21 protein-coding genes are annotated in these 22,624 nt (G+C 48.1%); 3 read left to right on the top strand and 18 right to left on the bottom strand.

Features of this window, described 5'->3' with window-relative positions:
* Positions 1-16: 16 nt before the first annotated feature.
* From ABCW47_RS06120 to gpr, 11 genes are all read right to left on the bottom strand, one after another.
* Positions 17-922, bottom strand: a complete 906-nt coding sequence (locus tag ABCW47_RS06120; protein ID WP_343208969.1) for a dihydroorotate dehydrogenase — start codon at positions 920-922, stop codon at positions 17-19.
* Positions 919-1,689, bottom strand: a complete 771-nt coding sequence (locus tag ABCW47_RS06115) for a dihydroorotate dehydrogenase electron transfer subunit (protein ID WP_343208968.1) — start codon at positions 1,687-1,689, stop codon at positions 919-921. Before ABCW47_RS06115 ends, ABCW47_RS06120 begins: the two co-directional genes overlap by 4 nt.
* Before the next feature lie 10 nt (positions 1,690-1,699).
* A complete protein-coding gene (gene pyrF, locus ABCW47_RS06110; protein WP_343208967.1) occupies positions 1,700-2,620 on the bottom strand; it encodes an orotidine-5'-phosphate decarboxylase in 921 nt (306 codons plus the stop codon).
* 30 nt (positions 2,621-2,650) lie between these two features.
* Positions 2,651-3,937: a dihydroorotase gene (locus ABCW47_RS06105; protein WP_343208966.1), complete on the bottom strand. Its 1,287-nt coding sequence runs from the start codon at positions 3,935-3,937 to the stop codon at positions 2,651-2,653.
* Positions 3,938-4,053: 116 nt separating this feature from the next.
* Complete coding sequence (locus ABCW47_RS06100) at positions 4,054-5,232, bottom strand: iron-containing alcohol dehydrogenase (RefSeq protein ID WP_343208965.1); 1,179 nt, start codon at positions 5,230-5,232, stop codon at positions 4,054-4,056.
* A gap of 187 nt (positions 5,233-5,419) precedes the next feature.
* Positions 5,420-5,650: a hypothetical protein gene (locus ABCW47_RS06095; protein WP_343208964.1), complete on the bottom strand. Its 231-nt coding sequence runs from the start codon at positions 5,648-5,650 to the stop codon at positions 5,420-5,422.
* Entirely contained in the window at positions 5,647-6,066 is a 420-nt protein-coding gene (locus ABCW47_RS06090) for a hypothetical protein (RefSeq protein WP_343208963.1), read from the bottom strand. Before ABCW47_RS06090 ends, ABCW47_RS06095 begins: the two co-directional genes overlap by 4 nt.
* A 93-nt stretch (positions 6,067-6,159) precedes the next feature.
* On the bottom strand, positions 6,160-7,290 hold the full coding sequence (gene hemW, locus ABCW47_RS06085; protein WP_343208962.1) for a radical SAM family heme chaperone HemW: 1,131 nt from the start codon (positions 7,288-7,290) through the stop codon (positions 6,160-6,162).
* 2 nt (positions 7,291-7,292) lie between these two features.
* Positions 7,293-9,107 (bottom strand): translation elongation factor 4, encoded by a 1,815-nt coding sequence (gene lepA, locus ABCW47_RS06080; RefSeq protein ID WP_343209604.1) that lies wholly within the window; start codon positions 9,105-9,107, stop codon positions 7,293-7,295.
* A gap of 161 nt (positions 9,108-9,268) precedes the next feature.
* Positions 9,269-10,468, bottom strand: coding sequence for a stage II sporulation protein P (spoIIP, locus tag ABCW47_RS06075; RefSeq protein ID WP_343208961.1), 1,200 nt, complete (start codon positions 10,466-10,468; stop codon positions 9,269-9,271).
* Positions 10,469-10,554: 86 nt separating this feature from the next.
* The gene (gene gpr, locus ABCW47_RS06070; protein WP_343208960.1) at positions 10,555-11,361 is read right to left on the bottom strand and encodes a GPR endopeptidase; all 807 of its coding nucleotides are present in this window, start codon (positions 11,359-11,361) and stop codon (positions 10,555-10,557) included.
* A 227-nt stretch (positions 11,362-11,588) separates the two neighbouring features.
* On the opposite strand from gpr, the gene rpsT reads away from it, so the two are divergent.
* On the top strand, positions 11,589-11,852 hold the full coding sequence (gene rpsT / locus ABCW47_RS06065) for a 30S ribosomal protein S20 (RefSeq protein ID WP_343208959.1): 264 nt from the start codon (positions 11,589-11,591) through the stop codon (positions 11,850-11,852).
* 332 nt (positions 11,853-12,184) lie between these two features.
* On the opposite strand, the gene ABCW47_RS06060 is transcribed toward rpsT, so the two are convergent.
* Positions 12,185-12,640 (bottom strand): GNAT family N-acetyltransferase, encoded by a 456-nt coding sequence (locus ABCW47_RS06060; protein WP_343208958.1) that lies wholly within the window; start codon positions 12,638-12,640, stop codon positions 12,185-12,187.
* Positions 12,641-12,689: 49 nt separating this feature from the next.
* The gene (locus tag ABCW47_RS06055) at positions 12,690-13,331 is read right to left on the bottom strand and encodes a pentapeptide repeat-containing protein (RefSeq protein ID WP_343208957.1); all 642 of its coding nucleotides are present in this window, start codon (positions 13,329-13,331) and stop codon (positions 12,690-12,692) included.
* A gap of 206 nt (positions 13,332-13,537) precedes the next feature.
* Here ABCW47_RS06055 and ABCW47_RS06050 point away from each other — a divergent pair, with 206 nt between their 5' ends.
* Positions 13,538-15,064: a sodium:solute symporter family transporter gene (locus tag ABCW47_RS06050; RefSeq protein WP_343208956.1), complete on the top strand. Its 1,527-nt coding sequence runs from the start codon at positions 13,538-13,540 to the stop codon at positions 15,062-15,064.
* A 170-nt stretch (positions 15,065-15,234) separates the two neighbouring features.
* On the top strand, positions 15,235-17,688 hold the full coding sequence (locus ABCW47_RS06045; protein WP_343208955.1) for an ATP-binding cassette domain-containing protein: 2,454 nt from the start codon (positions 15,235-15,237) through the stop codon (positions 17,686-17,688).
* 147 nt (positions 17,689-17,835) lie between these two features.
* Here the strand turns inward: ABCW47_RS06045 and ABCW47_RS06040 are convergent, their stop codons facing one another.
* The 5 genes from ABCW47_RS06040 to metF form a co-directional block, all read right to left on the bottom strand.
* The gene (locus ABCW47_RS06040; RefSeq protein ID WP_343208954.1) at positions 17,836-18,210 is read right to left on the bottom strand and encodes a hypothetical protein; all 375 of its coding nucleotides are present in this window, start codon (positions 18,208-18,210) and stop codon (positions 17,836-17,838) included.
* Between the two features lie 31 nt (positions 18,211-18,241).
* Complete coding sequence (locus tag ABCW47_RS06035) at positions 18,242-19,276, bottom strand: lysylphosphatidylglycerol synthase transmembrane domain-containing protein (protein ID WP_343208953.1); 1,035 nt, start codon at positions 19,274-19,276, stop codon at positions 18,242-18,244.
* Between the two features lie 337 nt (positions 19,277-19,613).
* Positions 19,614-20,750 (bottom strand): aldo/keto reductase, encoded by a 1,137-nt coding sequence (locus ABCW47_RS06030; protein WP_343208952.1) that lies wholly within the window; start codon positions 20,748-20,750, stop codon positions 19,614-19,616.
* 150 nt (positions 20,751-20,900) lie between these two features.
* Complete coding sequence (gene proC / locus ABCW47_RS06025) at positions 20,901-21,713, bottom strand: pyrroline-5-carboxylate reductase (RefSeq protein WP_343208951.1); 813 nt, start codon at positions 21,711-21,713, stop codon at positions 20,901-20,903.
* Between the two features lie 21 nt (positions 21,714-21,734).
* Positions 21,735-22,604, bottom strand: a complete 870-nt coding sequence (gene metF / locus ABCW47_RS06020) for a methylenetetrahydrofolate reductase [NAD(P)H] (protein WP_343209603.1) — start codon at positions 22,602-22,604, stop codon at positions 21,735-21,737.
* Positions 22,605-22,624: the final 20 nt, after the last annotated feature.

Here is a 22,624-nt window from a genome sequence, read left to right as displayed (position 1 = left end):
GTCCCCAGCCTTTCTTCTATTCTCTAACTGCTCCGATTAACTCCCTAATGTCAGTTACCCCAAAACGTTCCATGTACTCCTGGATACCCTCGATCACCCGTATGGTTGTATATGGGTCCGCAAAATTAGCTGTTCCTACGGAAACCCCTGTCGCTCCCGCCAGGATGAACTCCAGCGCATCCTCTGCGTTTGCAATTCCTCCCATACCAATAACAGGCAGTTTTACCGCCTGAGCAACCTGATATACCATCCGCACCGCTACCGGCTTGATAGCAGGACCGGACAAGCCGCCTGTCTTATTGGCCAGTGCAAATGTTCTCCGATTTACGTCAATTTTCATGCCGGTCAGAGTATTAATCAAAGAAACACCGTCCGCGCCGCCCGCTTCCACCGCCCTTGCCATCTCTGTAATATCCGTTACATTCGGGCTCAGCTTCATGATAATGGGCTGTCTGGCATATTTCTTCACCGCCGCCGTAATTGCTTCTGCTGATTTCGGGTTCTGTCCAAAGGCAATACCGCCTTCTTTCACGTTGGGACAGGAAATATTTATCTCCAGCAGATCCACATCTTCTTCTCCCAGCCGTTCCACCACCTCGCAGTATTCCTCTGTAGAATGACCGCATACGTTCACGATGATTTTGGTATCATACTGTCGTAAGAATGGAATATCCCGTTCTACAAACACATCAATCCCCGGATTCTGCAGTCCGATGGCATTGAGCATGCCGCCATAGGTCTCTGCGATTCTGGGCGTTGGGTTTCCCTCCCACGGGACATTGGCCACGCCCTTTGTGACAACTGCACCCAGACGGCTCAAATCTACAAAATCGGCATATTCACTACCGGACCCAAAGGTGCCGGAAGCCACCATAACCGGATTATTCAGAGTCACCCCTGCTATGTCTACTTTCATATTCACGGCAGTTCTACCTCCTTCGCATAAAATACCGGACCGTCTTTGCATATCCTCTTATTTTTCACATGAGAATGAGAATCTGTCTCTTTTGATTTACACACGCAGGCCAGGCAGGCTCCGATTCCGCAGGCCATCTTCTCTTCCAGAGATATCTGCGCTGGGATATCCTGTTCCTCTGCATACGCCTTTATACCTTTCAGCATCGGCGTGGGACCGCAGGCAAAAATGATATCTCCCACGATACCCTTCTTTCGTACCGCGTCAATCACATTTCCCTTCACGCCCGAACTTCCGTCTTCCGTCGCAATGGTCACGGTGCCGGCCTTTTCAAATTCCTCTGTTAAAAATGTTCTGTCTCTGTATCCCAGAACGATCTGCACCGGCAGCCCTTTTGCCGTTAACTGCTTCGCCAGTTCCAGCATGGGCGGAATTCCGATTCCGCCTCCGATTACTACCGGATGGGTTCCCTCCAGCGTAAACCCATTGCCCAGCGGCCCCATCACTTCAATCGATGTGCCCGGGCTAAGCCTTGAGAATTCTTCCGTCCCTTTTCCGGCAATGCGATACACCAGCCGGAGCATTCCCTCGCCGGCATTTATCTCACAGATGCTGATAGGCCGGGGAAGCAGCCTGCTGCCGTCATTGCAGTAAAGAGATAAGAACTGTCCCGCCTTCGCCTCCGCCGCAATATCAGCATCTTTCAGCCACATGCTGTAAATATCGTCAAGCAGACAGATGTTGCTGGTAATCAGCGCACGTTTCTTTACCATAATTTTTCTCCTATTTCAGTGCATTTTTAATATCTTCTCTCATGTCAATCACAGCCGCTCTGGCTGCATCCGCAAAGTTCTCAGGCCCGAATTTCTCATACCCTGCCTGCTGATATGCCGCAATAATACCCCTGGAAGAGTTTACAATCGCACCCAGGCCGTCTTTATTAAAGAAATGGGTCAGATCCTTACCTTTTCCGCCCTGTGCGCCGTAACCAGGCACAAGAATATATGCTTTCGGCATAATCTGACGCAGTCTTCTGCCCATCTCCGGATAGGTAGCCCCGACTACAGCTCCAACATAGCTGTAATCGCCTCCCATTGCCTCTTCGCCCCACTCTGCAACTTTTTCGCCTACAATCTCATAGACCGGTTTGCCATTCACCAGCTGATCCTGGAATTCTCCGCTGGAAGGATTGGATGTCTTTACAAGGACAAAAATCCCCTTCTTTTCTTCTTTGCACACATCGATAAACGGTTTTACTCCATCACTGCCCAGATAAGGATTGACCGTAGAAAAATCCTCATCAAAACCACTGTAAACATGGCTGCCCACCTGCACTTTGCCCAGATGTCCCACCGCATAGGCCGCCGATGTGGAACCGATGTCGCCGCGCTTAATGTCGCCGATTACAATCAGGTCTTTACTCTTACAGTAGTCCACCGTTTTCTTAAAGACCATCAGTCCTTCCATGCCAAACTGCTCATACATGGCGATCTGCGGCTTCACAGCAGGTATAATGTCATAAGTCGCATCTACTATTGCCTTGTTGAACTGCCAGATTGCCTCTGCGGCGCCGGCCAGATTCTCCCCTTTTTCTTCATATGCCTTTGCCTTGATATGCTCCGGTACAAAGCCCAGCATAGGGTCCAGACCCACGCAAAGGTGAGCCTCTGTTTCCTGTATTTTCCTGATCAGCTTATTTATCATTTGTTTTCTCCTCTCTCCGGCTCTGCCGTTTTACACTTGATCCCGATACACGATTGTTCCGTCTACCATTGTCATCCGTATTCTGCCCTTCACCCTGCGGCCGTTAAACGGCGTATTTTTACCCTTGGATGCAAATGTATTCGTGTCTATACAGTACGGTTCACTTACATCTGCAATCACCAGATCAGCCGTCCTGCCTTCCTCCAGACTTCCTTTCTCAATCCCGATAATACGGGAAGGATTTAAGCTCATCTTTTCTACCAGCTGCGATAAACTCAAGACTCCTTTTTCTACCAGCTCTGTATAACCCAGGGCGAACGCAGTCTCAAGCCCCACGATTCCAAATGCCGCCTGACGCATGGAACATTCCTTTTCTTCCTGCGCGTGGGGAGCATGATCCGTCGCAATGACTTCCATCGTTCCGTCTTTCAGTCCCGTCCTCAGCGCCTCAAGATCCTCTCTGCCGCGAAGGGGCGGGTTCATCTTATAGTTTCCGTCATCTCGCGGAATATCTTCGTCACAGAGTGTAAAATGATGGGGACATATTTCCGCCGATACAGATACACCGGCCTCCTTGGCCAGCCGCACCATAGTCACGCTGGCTTTGGTGGAACAGTGGCACAGATGAAGCCGTGCTCCCGTTTCCTTAGCCAGTGCAATATCCCTGGCGGTAATAATATCTTCCACTGCACTGGTAATACCGGGAAGCCCAAGTTCTTTTGATCTCTTCCCCTCATGCATCACGCCGCCCCGCACCAGATTAATATCTTCACAGTGGGCCAGAACAACGACCTGATGTTCCTTCGCCAGCTTCATGGCCCTGGCATATACAGCGGAATTCATGACTGACTTTCCATCCTCGCTGATAGCCTTCATCCCTTCGGCTGCCATCCCGGGGATATCGCAGACCTCCGTTCCATCAAGACCCTTTGTCACGGCTCCCACGATCAGGACATGGACCAGGCCGTCCGTTTCAATCTTTTCCCGGAGAAGGCGCACCATCTCCGGAGAATCGATGGGAGGCTTCGTATTTGCCATAGGACATATGGTTGTAAAGCCGCCCCTGGCCGCCGCCTGAGTGCCGGTGGCAATCGTTTCTTTATACTCCAGTCCCGGTTCTCTCAGATGTACATGCAGGTCAACAAAGCCCGGCATAACAAGACAGCCCTTCGCGTCAACGATCTCGTCCGCCTGCTCCGAAATCTGCTCCGACACCTTCTCAATCTTATCTCCTACAACAAGTACATCATAAATCCCGTCCCTGCCGGAAGCTGGGTCTATGACATGTCCATTCTGGATCAGTGTACGTCTCTGCAATTCTCTTCTTCACTCCTTTTCGCAAAAACCTCCAAATCAATTGGTATCGATTTGGAGGTTATATTACTTTACTGTCCGGCTTCCCGCAAAACTCCCGGTCAGCCGCCGGTTACTTACTATCTTGCCATCTTGTAGATAGCAACAATATCATCTTTATCCAGTTCCACAAAGCCGCCGATCTTTCTCTGTCCGAACCAGGTTGCCTTCTCAGCCATCTCATTGATCTGCTCATCTGTCACATCAAAGCCCAGTTCCTTGATCGTAATCGGCATACCGATCTTATGATAGAATTCTTCCATTTTGGCGATACCTTCCAGCGCTGTCTTCTCCGGATTCTGGAAGTCCATGGTGCAGCCCATAACGTTCACTGCATACTGTGCAAAACGTCCTACATCATGCTTGTATACATAACGAGCCCAGCTCGGCCAAACTGCGGAAAGGCCTGCGCCGTGTGCACAGTCAAACAGACCGCCCAGCTCATGCTCCATCTGATGGCTGGCAAAATCTGTACCGCGGCCGGTACTCATCAGACCGTTGTGAGAAATACTTCCTGCCCACATAACCTGTGCGCGGGAATCATAATTATTCGGGTCCTCTTTCAGGATCAGCAGATGTTTGATAACAACCCGCAGAAGTGCTTCACAGAGTGCATCGGTAAAATCCACATCCTTGGTCGGGGTAAAGTAACGCTCCTGGGTATGCATCAGGATGTCGGTGCCGCCGCTGAATGTCTGATACTCCGGAAGAGTATAGGTCAGCTCCGGATTCATGATAGCAAATTTCGGACGGCAGTAATCGCTGGAGAAGCCTCTCTTGAGCCAGCCTTCCTCATTTGTGATAACGGAGGAGTCGCTGGTCTCACTGCCTGCAGCCGCGATGGTGAGAATAACGCCGATCGGTGTGCATGCGGTAGGAACCGCCTTCTTCTCATAGATATCCCATACGTCAAAATCATTCGTCAGACCGTAGCCGATCGCTTTGGCAGAGTCAATAACACTTCCGCCGCCCACTGCGAGGATAAAGTCAACACCGGCTTCCTTGCATAGTTCAATTCCTTTATATACAAGACTCAGACGGGGATTCGGAACAACACCGCCCAATGAAATATAATCAATCCCGGCCTCTTTCAAAGAGTTCTCAATCCGATCCAGAAGACCTGACTTTCTGGCACTCTGGCCGCCGTAGTGAACTAAAACTTTTTTACAGCCAAGGCTTTTGATCTCCTGTGCTGCATCCAGTTCGGTATCTTTACCAAAGATTACCTTGGTTGGTGTGTAAAGCTGAAAATTAAGCATGTTCCTGTCCCTCCTGTAATATGTAAACTTTTACTGTACGCAGGTCTGCAAAACTGCCGCAGGCCTGTCCCGACTGTGCCGGAATCCTGTGTCACTTTTTTCCTGCCCAATCTATTTTATTATAAACGTCCGGGGCATGAAACGCAACCCTTTTCGCTGCCGTCTGTCAGGCATATTTCGGCCGGTCCTATAGCTCCAGCACCTCGGCCAGCACCTCGACGATTATATCATTCGTGCAGGATTTTATATAAGCCATAATATTAAGAAGCTGTTCGGCCTGAAGCTGCTCTGCGGTCAGATTCTTATTGTTTGACGTCTCCTTAAGCATCTGCATCGCCTGAGGAGCCAGATCCTCATAGACATCAATCGTGGTTGCTGTAACCAGTTTTCTAAGTTCTTCCTTCGTTGCAGGTTTCATCTTATGCCGGCCTCCTCTTCTGTATTCAATTCTTTTCTCCCCAGCAGCACCGGTTCAAAGTTTTCCGAATCTGCACATACAAATCCGCCGAAGCCGTGCAGCACCTTCTCCATACAGGAAAGAGCGCTGTTTTTATCCGGTTCCGGAACCGTGAGAGCAAAAACCGACTGGATATGATGCTGTTTCAAAAAATCGCCGTCCTCACCGTCCCACTCGTCCGGGCAGATTCCTTCTATATCTATACTGCTCCCATTTTCCAGTTCCAATTCAAGTACATTCATTTCCTTCCAGCACTGGACGGATATCCCGGCCTCACTGCAAAGCAGGCCGTACAGATCTGCCGCATCCGCCCGTGCCGGAGTCATATAGTACAGCTGCAGATACTTCTGCGGAATCTTTCCTTTTTTCTTATTCATATTCACACCCTTGCCTTTCCCGTTTTGAGTCTCTCCCAAGACGGGAATAGACTTCTTTGCTGCGCCATCTATAAACTAAGTTTCAATTTTCTATCAGAATAAAAATTCCGCCAGCACCACGTTGCTCACATCAATTCCCCGGTCTGTCAGAGCTATCCTGTCTCCCGTCCGCCGGACCAGCCCGTCATTTCCCAGCGCTTCCAGGACGCCTCCGTAAACAGAATCCAGAGAACTATGAAACTGTCTTTCAAATTCTGCCGCAGACACGCCTTCTATACAACGCAGTCCAAGAAACATAAATTCTTCCATCCGTTCCTGCCGGTTCAAATGATTTATTTCCGTCCGGACATCCTTCCTTCCGGCGGATTCTACATAAGTATTGAAGCTGTCCGTATTTGTAAACCGCCTGTCTTCCATCAGTGAAGCGGCCCCCAACCCAAGGCCCAGATACTCCCCCCGGCGCCAGTAGACCAGATTATGAACACATTCTCTGCCCGGTCTGGCATAATTTGATATCTCATACCTGTGATAGCCAAATTCACTTAAAATCTCTCTTGTGCTGTAATACATCTGCCGGTCTTCTTCCTCTGTAGGAAGCCCTTCCCCGCTCTGATACCTGTCGTAGAACGGTGTGCCCGGTTCTATAATCAGGCTGTAGGCGGAAATATGCTCCGGACCAAGACCTGCCGTATACAATAGGGTATCTTCCCAGGACGGTACAGACTGTCCCGGAAGAGAGGACATCAGATCTATGTTAATATTATCAAAGCCGCATTCTCTGGCCATCTGGTAGTTTACCTCGAACTCTTCCCGGGTATGGATTCTTCCCAGTACCCTGAGCAGTTCATTATCAGCGGATTGCAGCCCAATGCTCAGCCGGTTGATTCCCAGTCTCCTGTAGCAGGACAGCTTGTCCATGGTCAACGTGCCGGGATTGGCCTCCATGGTAAGTTCTGCCTCCGGCCTGATCCAAAAATTCTTCCGCAGCTCCACCATCAGATACTCTATCTCGTCCGTTTCCAGAATAGAAGGGGTGCCGCCTCCGATAAAAACCGTACCGGCAACATACCCCTTCATCTTCATTCCATATCGTTTCATCTCGGCTGCCAGAGCAGCCAGATAATTTCTTCTGTCTCTGTCCGGGTAAGCTCCGGAGAGAAAATCACAGTAATTGCACTTGCGGATACAAAAAGGCAGATGAATATACAGGCTGACTTCTCTCATCTTTAATCCTCATCCAGCTTGAGTACGCTCATGAATGCTTTCTGCGGTATCTCTACATTACCAACCTGACGCATCCGCTTCTTGCCTTCCTTCTGTTTCTCCAGAAGTTTTTTCTTCCGGCTGATATCGCCGCCATAGCACTTGGCCAGCACATCCTTTCGGAGTGCTTTCACGGTCTCTCGTGCAATGATCTTGCTTCCCACCGCTGCCTGAATCGGGATCTCAAAAAGCTGACGCGGAATCTCCTCTTTCAGTTTTTCACACATCTTTCTCCCTCGCTCATATGCGCTGTCTGCATGTACGATAAAGGAGAGAGCGTCCACCTCTTCCCTGTTGATTAAGATATCCAGCTTGACCAAATCACTCTGAACATAGCCTTTTAATTCATAATCAAAGGATGCATAACCCTTCGAGCGGGATTTCAGAGCATCAAAGAAATCATAAATAATTTCGTTTAACGGCAGTTCGTATTTTAAGAGTGCCCTTGTAGCCTCCATATATTCCATGCCCAGGTAAATACCTCTCCGCTCCTGGCAAAGCTTCATAATGGCTCCCACAAACTCCGTCGTCACCATAATCTCGGCAGAGACAAAGGGTTCTTCCAGATAGTCGATCTCGGAAGGGTCCGGCAGATTGGTGGGGTTTGTAATCTCAAGCATCGCACCGTCGGTCTTGTGTACTTTATAAATAACGCTGGGGGCGGTTGTCACCAGATCCAGATTATATTCTCTCTCCAGCCGCTCCTGCATGATTTCCAAATGGAGCAGACCCAGAAAACCGCACCGGAAGCCAAAGCCCAGAGCCACGCTGGTCTCCGGTTCAAACTGGAGTGCCGCGTCGTTAAGCTGTAACTTCTCCAGCGCATCCCGCAAATCCGGATATTTTGCGCCGTCGGCCGGATACATCCCGCAGTATACCATGGGATTAACCTTCTTATATCCAGGCAGCGCCTCGCTGCATGGGTTTAATGCATCTGTAATCGTATCACCCACCCGGGTGTCCTTTACATTTTTCAGGCTGGCCGTCACATAGCCTACCATTCCTGCGGAGAGCTCCTCACAGGGAATAAACTGGCCGGGTCCGAAGAATCCCACTTCCACCACCTCAGCCTCTGCTCCTGTGGCCATAAAGCGCATCGCAGTTCCTTTTTTTATACTCCCGTCAAATACACGGCAGAAAACGATAACACCCTTATAAGAATCATACAGAGAATCAAAAATCAGCGCCTTCAGCGGCTCCTCTTTTTTCCCCTCCGGTGCCGGAATCTTTTCGATGATCTGTTCCAGTACATCTTCTATATTAATTCCGTTCTTGGCTGATATAAGCGGAGCATCCGCAGCATCCAGACCAATGATATCTTCAATTTCTGTTCTGACTCTCTCCGGCTCCGCGCTCGGCAAATCAATTTTATTAATGACAGGCATAATTTCCAGATTGTGATCCAGCGCTAGGTAAACATTGGCCAGCGTCTGCGCTTCGATTCCCTGGGCTGCGTCCACCACCAGAATAGCCCCTTCACAGGCGGCAAGACTTCTGGATACCTCATAGTTAAAGTCCACATGTCCCGGAGTGTCGATCAGGTTAAAGACATACTCTTCCCCGTCTTTGGCATGATAAATAATCCGCACTGTCTGCGCCTTAATTGTGATGCCTCTTTCTCTTTCCAGCTCCATATTATCCAGAATCTGATCCTGCATCTCCCTGCTGGTCAGCAGACCCGTCTTTTCAATAATACGATCCGCCAAAGTGGATTTACCGTGATCAATATGAGCAATAATACAAAAATTTCTGATTTTTTCCTGGTCATTGACCGCCATCTTTTTTCCTCCCGGTACTTTTGCAGCAATATCCATCCCGGCCTGCGGGATATCTTCTGCCCTGTATGTATCCATCAGCAGACCATTCAGCGCCAATGAAGCACACTTCTGCTGTTTTTGCTTCTTTACATATCCGGATAAGTATAGCATAAAAAGGAAATTTACTGCAATACCTCATTGAGCAAATACGCCAGATGAATCATGGCATTTTTACCTTCCCGCACCGTATTATTCTGATTTCCCACCTCTACCAGAAGACATCTCTCCCGTACGTGGAGATTATAGCGGTAATTTTTCAGATAAATTTTCTTCACAAAATCCGGAAATTCCTCCATCGCCTTGCACTCCATCTGAAGGCTGAACGCCAGGTTGCCGGTCCGGTTGGGATTGTTCAGATAGTCAATCGGGCCTTTCTTATTTCGGCTCAGGCCGTTAAAAAACATTATTCTAGCTGATTTTTCACCGTCAATGGTCGTGTAGGTTTTCTCATCTCCCGCCACTCCGTCCCGATGAATATCAAGTACAACCTGAATGCTGGGATTTTCCTTCAGGTGACGGTTAACAGCCTCCAGAGAATACGTATATGCCTTGCTTCGGTCCAGCACGCCGTCCACCTCATCATAGACATTTCTGTCATGTATTACATTGTATCCATATTTTTCAAGCTCTGCGGTCAGTGTATCCCCCAGGCCGATAACGGTATCTTCTGTTTTTCCTTTCTTACTGTCGGCAAATGTCTCCGATCCGTGGGTATGATAGATTAAAATCTGGGGCTGATCACTTTGTTTCAGCGTCATATCTTTGGACAGCATTGTTTTAACCGGAAGCACCTTCTCATTTACAGAGGTGACCGAATCCAGAATATAAAAATTCGACAGCAGGTATTCATAATCCTTATTTTTTTTCAGTGTTTCCACTACCTTTCGATTCGCTGCCAGCTTGCTGTCATTGCCATCCTGTGTATCTTTGGATTCCTCATAGTAGGTCTCACCGAAAATATAGCTCACTTCCGTCCGGTCATTCTGAAAGCCAGGAAGTTCTTCTAATAAAAGAAATGTACTTTCATCTTCTTCCACCGGTTCTATATCTGCATATTCCATAAAATAGCGGTTGATAGAAAAATTTCCTACAATCTGCCCCAGCAGCCCGGACCCCAGCTTCTGTTCCTGGGCATACCTGCTCTGGTAGGTCATAATTCCCCCGGCCTCTCTGTATGCAGCTTCGCAGAATCCGGTCAGACAGGCTTTCCCGATACGGCTGCCGCACAAAAGGAGAAAAAGGGCCGTGATCAGCAGCACCGCCAGCCGAATCCAGGCCTCTTTTCGAATTCTTATCCTCTTTCCCGCCATTCTCAAGTCCATACCTTTCCGTGTATTGAACAGATACAGCCGGTGTCCAAGCTCTCCCGGCTGATCGTTCCATACAATATATGGCCCGGACGTCCTCCCTATTCCCCGAATACTGCATTCATTCCTTCTGCCAGCAGCCGGCTCATATGAAATATGGATTCGTCAATATCATTTGGCGTCACAAAAAATTCCCGCAGCTCCTTCTGATCCATATAGGTTAAAAGCTCCTGCGCTCCAAGCTTCTCCAGATTATCCGCCACGATCGTCAGGGCATCCACGACGGTGGGCACCCCTACCGCAATCACATCAATTCCCAGAGTATCCCGGTTGAGGGCAGGACGGAAATTACCAACTCCCGCTCCCGGATGAATACCGGTATCTGTCATCTGGATCGTCCGGTTCAGACGTTTGGTGTTTCTGGCCGCCAGGGCGTCCACAGCCACCAATACATCCGGCTTCGTCTCCGCTACAATTCCCTTAATAATAGAGACTGTCTCCATGCCCGTCTGGCCAAGTACCCCCGGCGCGATTGTATTTAATGTCCGGCTTACCAGAATATATTTCGTCATCTCGGGTCCCAGGCGGTCCGGCGTCACTTCCCTGTTTCCCAGGCCAACCACAAGCGCTTTCTTCCAGCTGTTATCCTTTTTTAATTTCTGGAAATACTTATAAAAGGTTTCCAGAACCTTTTCATCCCGTGCTCCTTCCTCCGGTATCTCTATTGTAATATAAGTACCGATTGGCTTCTGCATCTTATCCGCAGCTTCCTGTGTTTCAATGACAACAGTAGTTACAGGAATTCTCTTCCCCTCTTTTTCCAGAATGACTCCCTTGATCTCCACATTGTCCTGTTCAAACCGTTCTTTTGCCTCCAGGGCAAGGTCTGTTCGCATCAATTGTTCCATTTTGCTGTTAATCCTCCTTCACGGCTTCCTTTTCTTCAATATTTCCATTTTTTCGGGAGAATATGTATTGACAGGAATCTTGGGATATACTAGAATAAGTAAGTGTGTTTACATTGAAACGACCGTGTCCGTGTTTAATGAAACAGAACAGACAAGTTGTCTGAACGCCGCATCACCTACTCATCGGATGATGCAATTGAAAATATGTGATATGGGAGGTGTGAAAATTGGCTAATATTAAATCTGCAAAGAAGAGAATTTTAGTTTCGAGAGTAAAGACAGAGAGAAACAAAGCAATCCGTTCCAGAGTTAAAACAGCAATTAAGAAAGTAGACGGCGCTGTGGCTGCCAGCGATAAGGCTACTGCACAGGCTGCTTTAGTAAATGCTATTTCTGAGATCGAGAAAGCTACTTCAAAGGGAGTTTATCATAAGAATACAGCTTCCAGAAAAGTTTCTAGTCTGACAAAAGCGGTCAATAAACTTGCTTAATTATTGATCTATAGATTGACCTACCAGACCTGCATCACCCTGCAGGTCTAGATTTTTTTATAGCTACAAGCCATGCAATAAAACAAACATAAGCCTGCAGGGGAGCTTGCTCACCAAAGCAGGCTTATGTTTGTTTTATTATACGGCGACAGCCGTAAAGCGAGCAAGCGTCAGCTTGCGGAGCTTGCATGGCTTGTTTTAATAGTGCGACAGCCGTAAAGCGTACAAGCGTTAGCTTGTTAAGCTTGGCATGGCTTACCTTCATATATTAACCATTCTTCCTTAACTGACGAATCATTTCTACTACGTCCTGATCGTCTTTTAAACCAACTCTACTTCATCTTTCCGCACACCATCACCTTTTCCCCCTTGGTATCCACTTCGCCGTTGAAACGGAAGCCCGATTTCTCATAGAGGTGTATCGCGGCTTTATTCTCCTCATAAACGCTTAAATAAATCTTTTGCGTATCATACTCCCCGAACAGTTTTTCCAGCAGCCCGTTGACCGCTGCCGCTCCATAGCCTTTTCCCTGATAACGTTGATCAATCAGGAACCGGTCTAACCACACCTGTCCGTTCGGCTGGGGCTGATCAAAATAACCGTACATGGCAAAACCAATCAGAGTTTCATTATCGTAAATTCCAACCGGCCTCCAGCTTTTATCCTTATCTGCCTCGGCAAGGCAGTCTTTTACACTCTCGATAAAATCCACCTGTTCCGGCAGCAGCTGTAAATGTTCTATCTCGTTTCTGTTATCCGGATTAACCGGTTCAAAGTTTATATTCATTCTATATTCATGCCCTTCTCTGTTTGCTGCCCATACACCCGGCATTCTTCTATACTATGGTTATCCCCAGCAGACCGGCTAGCTCGGCGGCCTGGTTCACACTGAATCTGGCTCCTCTCAGCTCCTTAAAGTCCTCCGAGAGAAGCGGCGCATGAAATTCACATTCCGAAAAATCCAGACCCTTCAGTGACGTTCTGAAAAAATCGGTATGCTCAAACCTGTTTCCGTGCAGTCTCACTTTTTTCCATTTGGCCTCGGCAAAGGAGGCGCTGTCAAAAGTGCACTGTTCTATCGTTGTATTTTCAAACAAAACCTGATGAAAATTCCCGTAGTCAAACTTGGTATCGTTTAATTTCATACCGCGAAAGATCACATGCTGAAAGTCACTGCCCTGGGCTTTACACCCGGAGATACAGCTTTCCTTCCAGTAGGAGTCTGTAAAGCGGCAGTTAGAAAAATCACAATTTTGAAACTCCGAATTTAAAAAAGATCCCTTTGTAAAGTCACAGTCCTCAAAGCGGCAGCGGATAAAACATACCGAATGAAATTCTGCTCTTGTCCCATCCATCCCATTTAGAGTCTCTTCCTGAAATAGTTTATATTCCAGCATTTCTTCCCTGTCAACGGACTGCCCGATCCAGTCTCTTAATCCTGAAACCTGCTCCAGTACCGGCTTTTTATTATTCTGCATAAAATGATTCTCCTCTGTTCCAGATGTTCTTCATTTTATCGCACTCACCGGAGAGAAACAACCCCTGTCATGTTATAATTCACTCTACCCCGCCTTCTATTCTTTTCCTTGACTTTTCCTTCCATTACTGCTAACATAGGTTAAAGCGCAACGCTTTACTGCGTTGAAGTTTAATGTATTGAAGTTTTGAGAGGAGATTTTTAGAAATGGTAACCAAATTGATTTTTGTTATTTTATTCTTCGGCTGTATGCTGATTGTAGGTATTTACTCCCGGAGACATGCGACGAATGTAAATGACTTTGTGCTGGGAGGCCGCAGCGTAGGGCCCTGGCTGACGGCATTTGCCTACGGCACTTCCTATTTCTCAGCAGTTGTCTTTGTGGGATATGCAGGTCAATTTGGATGGAAATACGGCATCTCCGCCACCTGGGTTGGAATCGGCAACGCGATTCTGGGAAGTCTGCTGGCCTGGGCGGTTCTGGGAAGACGTACCAGAGTCATGACGAATCATCTATCCTCTTCCACCATGCCTGATTTCTTCGGGAAGCGGTTTAACAGCAAAGCATTGAAGATCGTTTCTTCCGCTATTATTTTTATCTTTCTGGTTCCATATACCGCTTCCGTCTACAACGGGTTATCCCGTCTGTTCGGTATGGCATTTAATATTGATTACCGCATCTGTGTGATTGGCATGGCTGCCCTCACGGGAGCTTATGTTATCATGGGCGGCTATATGGCAACCGCTATCAACGATTTTATCCAGGGTATTATTATGCTCGGCGGAATCGTTGCGGTCATTGCGGCCGTACTTTCCGGCCAGGGCGGATTTATGAATGCAATTCGGGAACTCTCTGCGCTGGAAAGCGATGTTGCAGTAACCTTAGGCCAGTCCGGTGCATTTACCTCGTTTTTCGGTCCCGATCCTTTAAATCTGCTGAGCGTGGTTATCCTCACGTCCCTGGGAACCTGGGGACTGCCTCAGATGATACATAAGTTTTATGCAATCCGGGATGAAAAATCCATCCGTACCGGAACCATAGTATCGACTATTTTTGCTCTTATTATTGCGGGAGGCTCCTATTTCCTGGGCGGTTTCGGCCGGTTATTTGACAATCCTGCCATCCACGCCGCGGACGGCTCCGTGATCTACGACAGCATCATTCCATTTATGCTGTCCTCACTGCCGGATATTCTGATCGGTATTGTGGTGGTGCTGGTGCTCTCCGCCTCCATGTCAACACTTTCTTCCCTGGTACTCACATCCAGCTCTACACTTGCACTGGACTTTTTAAAGGGAAATATCATCAAGAAAATGAATGATAAGAAAGAGCTCTTTGTTCTCCGTATTCTGGTTGTGTTTTTTGTTGTGCTCTCCGTCATTCTGGCTCTGGACCCGCCCACCTTTATCGCCCAGCTCATGGGAATCTCCTGGGGCGCACTGGCAGGGGCGTTTCTCGCTCCGTTCCTCTACGGTCTGTACTGGAAGCGGGTAACGAAAGAAGCTGTCTGGGCCAGTTTTATCAGCGGTGTGGGTATTACCGTATTTAATATGTTCGTTCCTGTCTTTGGTTCATCCATTACGGCAGGCGCGGCGGCCATGCTGATCGGATTAATCCTGGTTCCCATCGTCAGCATCATCACCAAAAAACCGGATCAGGAGAAGCTTACGGAAATATTCTCCTGCTATGACGAACCGGTTACCACAAGCAAGAAGTCACAGCTAACGAAATAAAGAGAGATAAAGATAAAATTAAGAGGGATGGCTTGCCATCCTTCTTTTTATTTATCACGACATTACCTCCCTTTTTCGTGCTCTCTCCTTTAATATGTTGTATAATAATAATTTACCATAAAGGCATTTTGCAGCAGTTCATTACATCCGGCTTAAAAGGAGGCAGGGCAATGGCAGATATCCAAATAATAAACGCAAACGAAGGTAACTTGAAAAATATTTCACTAAACATACCAAAAAATAAGCTGGTTGTATTCACAGGACTTTCCGGCTCCGGGAAATCAACCCTGCTGGTAGACGTGCTGTTTCAGGAATGTCAAAGGCAATATTTGGAAGCGATGTCTCTTCAGGGCATCAAAAAGCCGAAGGTAGAACGCATCCGTGGTATTTCCCCCGCTCTTCTCATCGCTCAGACAGATGGAAATAAAAACCCCCGCTCTACAGTCGGAACTTCCTCCGATATCTATACAGACCTGCGGATGGTATATGAAAAACTCGGAGTCAGGAGATGTCCCTTCTGCGGGGAAGTCATTTCCGCAGGAGACTGTAAAGAAGAAACAGAAAAAGTTAAGGATTCCTTCTATGTATACATGTACTGCTGCAAATGCGGGGCCAGAATGGACAAAATAACCCGTACACATTTTTCGTTTAACACCAGGGAAGGAGCCTGTCCGGCCTGCGAGGGACTGGGGAAAATTCATTCTGTTATAGAGGGGCGAATCATCGATGAGACCAGATCCCTGGAAGGCGGTGCGGTAAGATATTGGGAAAAACAGTATGGAAAATATCAGCTCTCGATTCTCTATTCCGCTTACCGTTATTACGGTATTCCGGTACCATCGGGTACACCGTTGAACAAGTTGAGCAAGCTGCAGAAAGCCATTCTGCTGTATGGAGTTGACTGTAATCTGGTAAAGGAAACCTTTCCCGATCAAAAACCTCCTAAAAATACTGCTTCCGGGAAATTTGAGGGAGCCATCCCCATTCTGAAACGCCGCTTCGCGGAAAAGGGCGGGGACGCCGGAGCCCTGGATCAATATTTTGATGTAACCGAATGTCCTGACTGCAAAGGAGAACGTCTCTGTGATCTGAGCCGAGGTGTGACGGTAAACCAAACCAGGCTTCCGGAGCTGTCCAGGCTTTCTCTGGAACATTTATATCGATGGATCGAACAATTAGAAGGAACTCTGTCCAGGCAGCATTTTGTATTGGTGGAATCCTATCTGCTGGATATCAAAACGAAACTGAGTCGTTTTATGAACGCAGGCCTTAATTATCTCACTCTCGACCGTCTGATTATCACCCTGTCCGGCGGTGAATTGCAGAGACTGCGTCTTGCTGCCGTGCTGGACTCCGATCTTACCGGTGTTATCTACATTTTAGATGAACCCACGGCCGGGCTTCATCCCAGAGATACGAAGGGGCTGGCAGACATTCTGAAAAAACTCCGGGACCTTGGCAATTCCGTTCTGGTCATCGAACATGATACCGATATAATGGCCAGTGCAGATTACATCATTGATCTCGGCCCTGGTTCCGGCCAGTTCGGAGGTGAAGTCATCGCGGCCGGTACGATAGACGAAATCAGGAATCAGCCTCAGTCTGTAACCGGAAGCTACCTAAATCAGCCTCAGGCACTGAAGTCAGTCTGCCGGAACGCAGCTGGTACGATCCGCATCCGGAACGCAGATTTATATAACCTAAAGCAGTTAAACGCAGATATCCCTGTCGGATGTCTGACCGCTGTTACCGGCCCTTCCGGGTCGGGTAAATCCACACTCATATTTGAGGTCCTGGGGAAGCACAGGCCCGGTTCCAAATGCTCTATCGTCGGCCTGGAACAATTTGAAAGCATTGTTAAGATAGAACAGGCGGCAATTACAGGAATGCGCCGTTCCAATATTGCCACCTACTCAGGGGCCTATGCAGAAATCAGAAAGCTTTTTGCCGGAACTGACGCGGCGAAGCAGGCGGGACTTACATCCGGATATTTTTCCTTTAATTCTCCCGGGGGAAGATGCGAAAACTGCGGGGGCCTGGGGTATATAGAAAGCAATATGCTCTTTTTTACCAATACAGAAGTGGTCTGCCCGGTCTGCGGCGGCAGTCAGTTCGACAACAAAGTGCTCTCCGTCAAATACAACGGGCTTTCCATAAAAGATGTACTAAATCTTTCCATAGAAGAGGCATGCCGGTTCTTTCACGGGCACAGGAAGATCACACGGATACTGAAATTACTCCAGGATGTGGGACTTGGCTATCTGGAACTGGGGCAGACTTTTACGACTCTTTCGGGCGGAGAAGGTCAACGGCTCAAGCTGGCAAAGGAATTGATCGGCTCAAATTCAGGCAGGGCAAACCTGTACCTGATGGATGAACCCACTGCCGGCCTTCACCCACTGGATGTGGAACATTTTCTTGTACTGCTAAACCGTCTGACCGACGCCGGCAACACGGTTGTCGTCGTGGAGCATAACCAGCAGCTGATCAGGAACTGTGACTGGATTATCGATCTGGGCCCGGATGGCGGGGAAAAGGGCGGGGAAGTGATCTTTACCGGAACGCCAACACAGCTTTTAGCGGATAGCAGGAGCGTTACAGCCGCCTATTTACAGCAATTATAAAGAACAAAGAGTGCGCTTCCTGCGGAGTATTGCATTTTTTTGATATAGGAGACGTAGTTTCCCTTATCAAAAAAGGGAGCAGCCCTGACAAATCACAGGGCGGTTCCCTTCCTAAAACCAGTTTTCAACCATTCCGGCCTTTTTTCGTTATCGAATTGTCACAGACAGCGAACCGCCTGTTTCTATCACCTCTACCGTTACCGTATAAGTTACATCCTCATCGGCCACAATGCCGAACGTCCCTTCCTTGTCCGCATTCATCTTATAACCTTCAAAAATCACATTCTTTTCTTCATCTAATACTTTTATATTTACCTTTCCCTGTGTATCGGAAAGATCAAACATGATTTGCTGATCTTTCAGTACTTTAAAAATCTGCTCTTTATCATCTTTATTATCCAATGTAATGATACAGGTGCTCTCCTCCCCCTCCGTATATGGTTTATCCCCCTCGTTCTTCCGGCTGCATCCCGCACAGAGGCAGCATATCAGTATCAGGAAAAAACAAAGTCTCTTTTTCATACCATTTCCTCCAATCGTCCCGGCCCGTCTCTTAATAGCCGGCCATTTTCTTTTGCTCATGCATCAACACCAGGTGGTTAATGATAGAAATACCTGCTGTCAGAACCAGATAAAAATAATAAGAAATACCCCGGCTTAGAATCATAGCCGACACCAGCATGGAAGCGCTGTATATTCCTTTATATAATATGAGGAAAATTGCCTCTGAAATTCCCACGCCTCCCGGAAGAGGAAGGGAATCCACTGCAATCGCAATGATAACCTGAATAGCCAGAAAATCGAAATATCCGGTGCTGCTTAACCCAAACGAACGGTAAATCAGGTAGGATACGGAAAACAGCGCTACCCGCTGTACCAGCGTAAGGAAAAAGATCCTGACAGACAAGCCGAAGTTCTGTTTTACATAACCCGCACTCTCTCTTAATCCCGCCACATAGTGATCCAGGGCGGCGATCTTTCTCTCCGGCTCCTTCATCAAATGTAGCTTCACCAGCAGTCTGACTCCCTTGACTGCAATTTGATAGACAAGATTTCTGGAGAACATACAGGTCAGACAAAAAGCAATCACCGCTACATTGATGACAAAGCCCAGGATAAAGAGTAAAAATATCCATATTGTATTACCGCCGAACACCAGCGGCAGACGAAACAGAACGACCACGATACCAAGAAATAAAAGCACTAATTTATAAACCACTGTAATCAGCAGCAGCGCCACGGTGGAACTGCCCGCCGGTATTCCATCCTTTGCCATATAAAACGCCTGGGCCGGCTGCCCGCCGGTGGCCGAAGGGGTAATCGCTGAAAAGTAAAACTCGATCCCCGCATATTTACTGCAGGCCATAAGGGAAGACTTCTTTCGCATGGACCGGAGAAGCAACTGTAACACTCGTCCTCCCAGCACCAGATGTACAAAAACCATGACAACACCCAGCAGAATCAGCCGGATATCCGCACTCTTCGCTATCTGAAATACATCTCCCAGCTGGTAATTGCGGAAGATGACATAAAAAGTAAGTGCTACCATTCCCAGAAGCACATACAGACTCGACATATATTTTTTCATAATACCTGTACCCAATCTCTCTGCGGGCTCATCTTATTCCCATTTCTCTCTCCCCGCATAATACCTGTCTCTTATCACCGCTCTATTATGATTAAGTTTAACCGGCTTGTCAAGCGTCAGGAAGTAAGATTGATAAATTACAGGCTTGAAAGAAGGAACAAAGAATCCCGCAAGCGGGATTCTCCGCCTGCGGCGGGTTGTTCTGGCAACACAATTCCTTTCCGCCGCAGTGCGATCCCCCGAAGGTTTTTTTCGTTACATAGGAAAGTTTGGAGAACTTTCCTATGTAACGAAAAACCGGCCCATTCTATTATATGGAAGGAGCCGGTTCGTTCCGTCATGGATTCATTGAAACGTCAAAGACTGCCGAAGCCTCTTTCAGCTTGTCAATTACCTTGATGTGCTGCGGGCAGATAGCTTCGCAGGCGCCGCACTGGATACATTTATTCGCCGTTCCGCCGTCTCTGGTCTCCCAGTCATAGTTACGCTTGGTCAATGCAAAATTATGTAGCAGGTTATAATTATTAAATGCCGAGAAGATCAACGGGATTACGATGCCCTGAGGACATTCTTCCATACAGTATCGGCAGCTGGTACAGGGAACGGATGGAACTTTCTTTAGTTCCTCCACGACACTGCCGATAACCGTTCTCTCCTCCTCTGTCAGAGGTTTAAAGTCGGTCATATAGGAAAGATTGTCATCCATCTGTTCAATAGAAGACATTCCGCTTAGCACCGTGATAACGCCATCCAGGGAAGCGGCGAAACGAATCGCCCAGGACGGAATCGAGGCCGCCGGATCTGCCTTTTTAAAGATCGCTTCGATCTCTTCCGGAAGTGCGGCGAGAGAGCCGCCCTTGACCGGTTCCATGATGGTCACTGATTTCCCGTGCTTTCTTGCCACCTCATAACATTCTCTGGACTGTACGATAGAGTTGTCCCAGTCCGCATAGTTAATCTGCAGCTGGACAAATTCCATCTCCGGGTGCTCGGTCAGCAGACGGTCCAGCAGCTTAGCCGTGTCATGGAAGGAAAAGCCGATATGCTTTGCCAGGCCTTTTGCCTTCAGCTCCTTCATAAAATCCCAGGCCCCGAATTTATCCAGCTTATCCAGCTTCTCACTGCTCAGGGAATGAAGCAGATAGAAGTCAAAATATTCTACTCCGGTTCTCTCCCTCTGTGTGTCAAATACTTTCTGCATCCCGGCCGGTTCGTCTACCATCCAGATAGGCAGCTTGGTCACCAGCTGGAACGATTCTCTCGGATAGCGGGAAACGAGAATTTCCTTTGCCGCCTTCTCCGACTGCCCTTCCAGATATCCGAATGCCGTATCAAAATAGGTAAATCCCTTCTCCATGAAGTGATCTACCATCACTTTACTCTGCTCAATATCCACCTTATTCCCGATCATGGGAAGCCGCATCAGCCCAAAACCCAGTTTTCCGATACCACTTCCTAAATTCGCTGTTTCCATTCTGTCTCCTCCTGCATAAAAATCATCGTCATTGGTTCTCTCTTATGATACCAAAATGAAAATGCTTGTCAATAGCAGTATTACTGCTATATTTAAATTAGAAGAGAAGGAAACCCCACAATATGTGCAATTTCCTTCTCTGCCGGCATTTTATAAATTTCTGGATTTTTCCGCAGCCACATTAACCGCTTCTATCACGGCAGCCCTCATACCGCCACGTTCCAGAGCTGCTACACCCTCGATGGTCGTGCCGGACGGGGACGTCACCATATCTTTGAGCGCTCCCGGATGCATTCCGGTCTCCAGCACCATTTTAGCCGATCCCAAAACAGCCTGAGCCGCAAATTTATACGCCTGGGCCCTGGGCATCCCCTGCATGACAGCCGCATCGGCCATCGCCTCTATAAACATGAAAACATAGGCGGGCGATGAGCCGCTTACACCAGTGACCGCATCCATCAGCCGTTCCGGCACCAGCTCACACTGCCCAAAACTGGTGAATATCTGAAGGATTTCATCCACCTGCTCCTTATGCTCTTCTTTCTCCATCTCCGCATTGAGGCAGACAGCCGCCATTCCTTCGCCCACCAGTGCGGGGGTATTGGGCATAACCCTCACAATCCCCATATGTTCTCCGAACGCAGCCTGAAGTGAATCGAGTGACTGCCCGGCCACGATAGAAACGATGATCGTGTGCTGCGGTACCTTTCCCTGAATTTCTTCCAGCACACCAGGTAAAATAAACGGCTTCACGGCCAGGAAGAGAATATCCGCATTTTCCGCTGCCTCGGTGTTGCTCCCGGTCACGTGCACTCCATAGGTTTTCTCTATCTTTTCTCTGCCGGGAGCTGAGATATCTGCCACCGTCACAAGATTACGGTCCACAAGGCCGGCCTTTAACATACCGCCAAGGATGGCTCCGCCCATATTGCCGCCGCCGATAAAACTAATTCTTTTCTCCATTTCATCTTCCTCTCTTCCGCTTTAATTCAGCCGGATCACGCTCTCCACGCTTTCACTGATCCTGCGCGCCACATAAGGATTGTTCATCGTATACAGATGGATACCGTCCACTCCGTGGGAAACCAGATCAATAATCTGATCCACCGCATAGGCGATACCAGCGTCCCGCATGGCATCCGGATGATTCTCATACCGCTGCATCATCTTGGTGAATTTGGGCGGCAGGCTGGCACCGCAGAGCGTCACCATTCTCTCAATCTGTCTTTTATTTACCACCGGCATAATCCCCGCCTCAATCGGCACAGTTATGCCCGCGCTTCTTGCCCGTTCCAGAAAATCATAAAAGAAGCGGTTATCAAAGAACAGCTGTGATACAAGATGTTCCGCACCGGCATCCACTTTTTCTTTTAAATGCAGGATATCGTCCTTCGGGGACGGGGAATCCACATGGCATTCCGGGTAACAGGCTCCCGAAATATGAAAGGAACTGTGCTCCCTGATATAAGCTACCAGTTCGCTGGCATAACGGAAATCATGCTTGGGAGGAACATTCGGGTTTATATCTCCCCGCAGAGCCATAATATTCTCAATTCCCAGCTCGCGAAGATTCTTCAAAACCGCGTCGATCTCATCCCTGGAATTATTCACACAGGTCAGATGGGCCAGAGCCTCAATATGGTATTTATTCCGGATCGCACAGGCAATGTCCGCCGTGGAGGTATCCGCCACATTTCCTCCCGCTCCATATGTAACACTGATAAAGTCCGGCTTTAAGTCCTCCAGTTCATCCAGCGTATTATAAATAGTCTCGATGGGGCTTGTCTTTTTCGGAGGGAATACCTCAAAGGAAAAGATAGTCTTCCCTTCCTGAAACATAGATGCTATTTTCATACGATTCTTCACACATAAAC

It is taken from the genome of Anaerolentibacter hominis (genome assembly GCF_032380675.1).
Lineage (GTDB): Bacteria > Bacillota > Clostridia > Lachnospirales > Lachnospiraceae > Anaerolentibacter > Anaerolentibacter hominis.
This window is presented reverse-complemented; position numbering and strand designations above follow the sequence as displayed.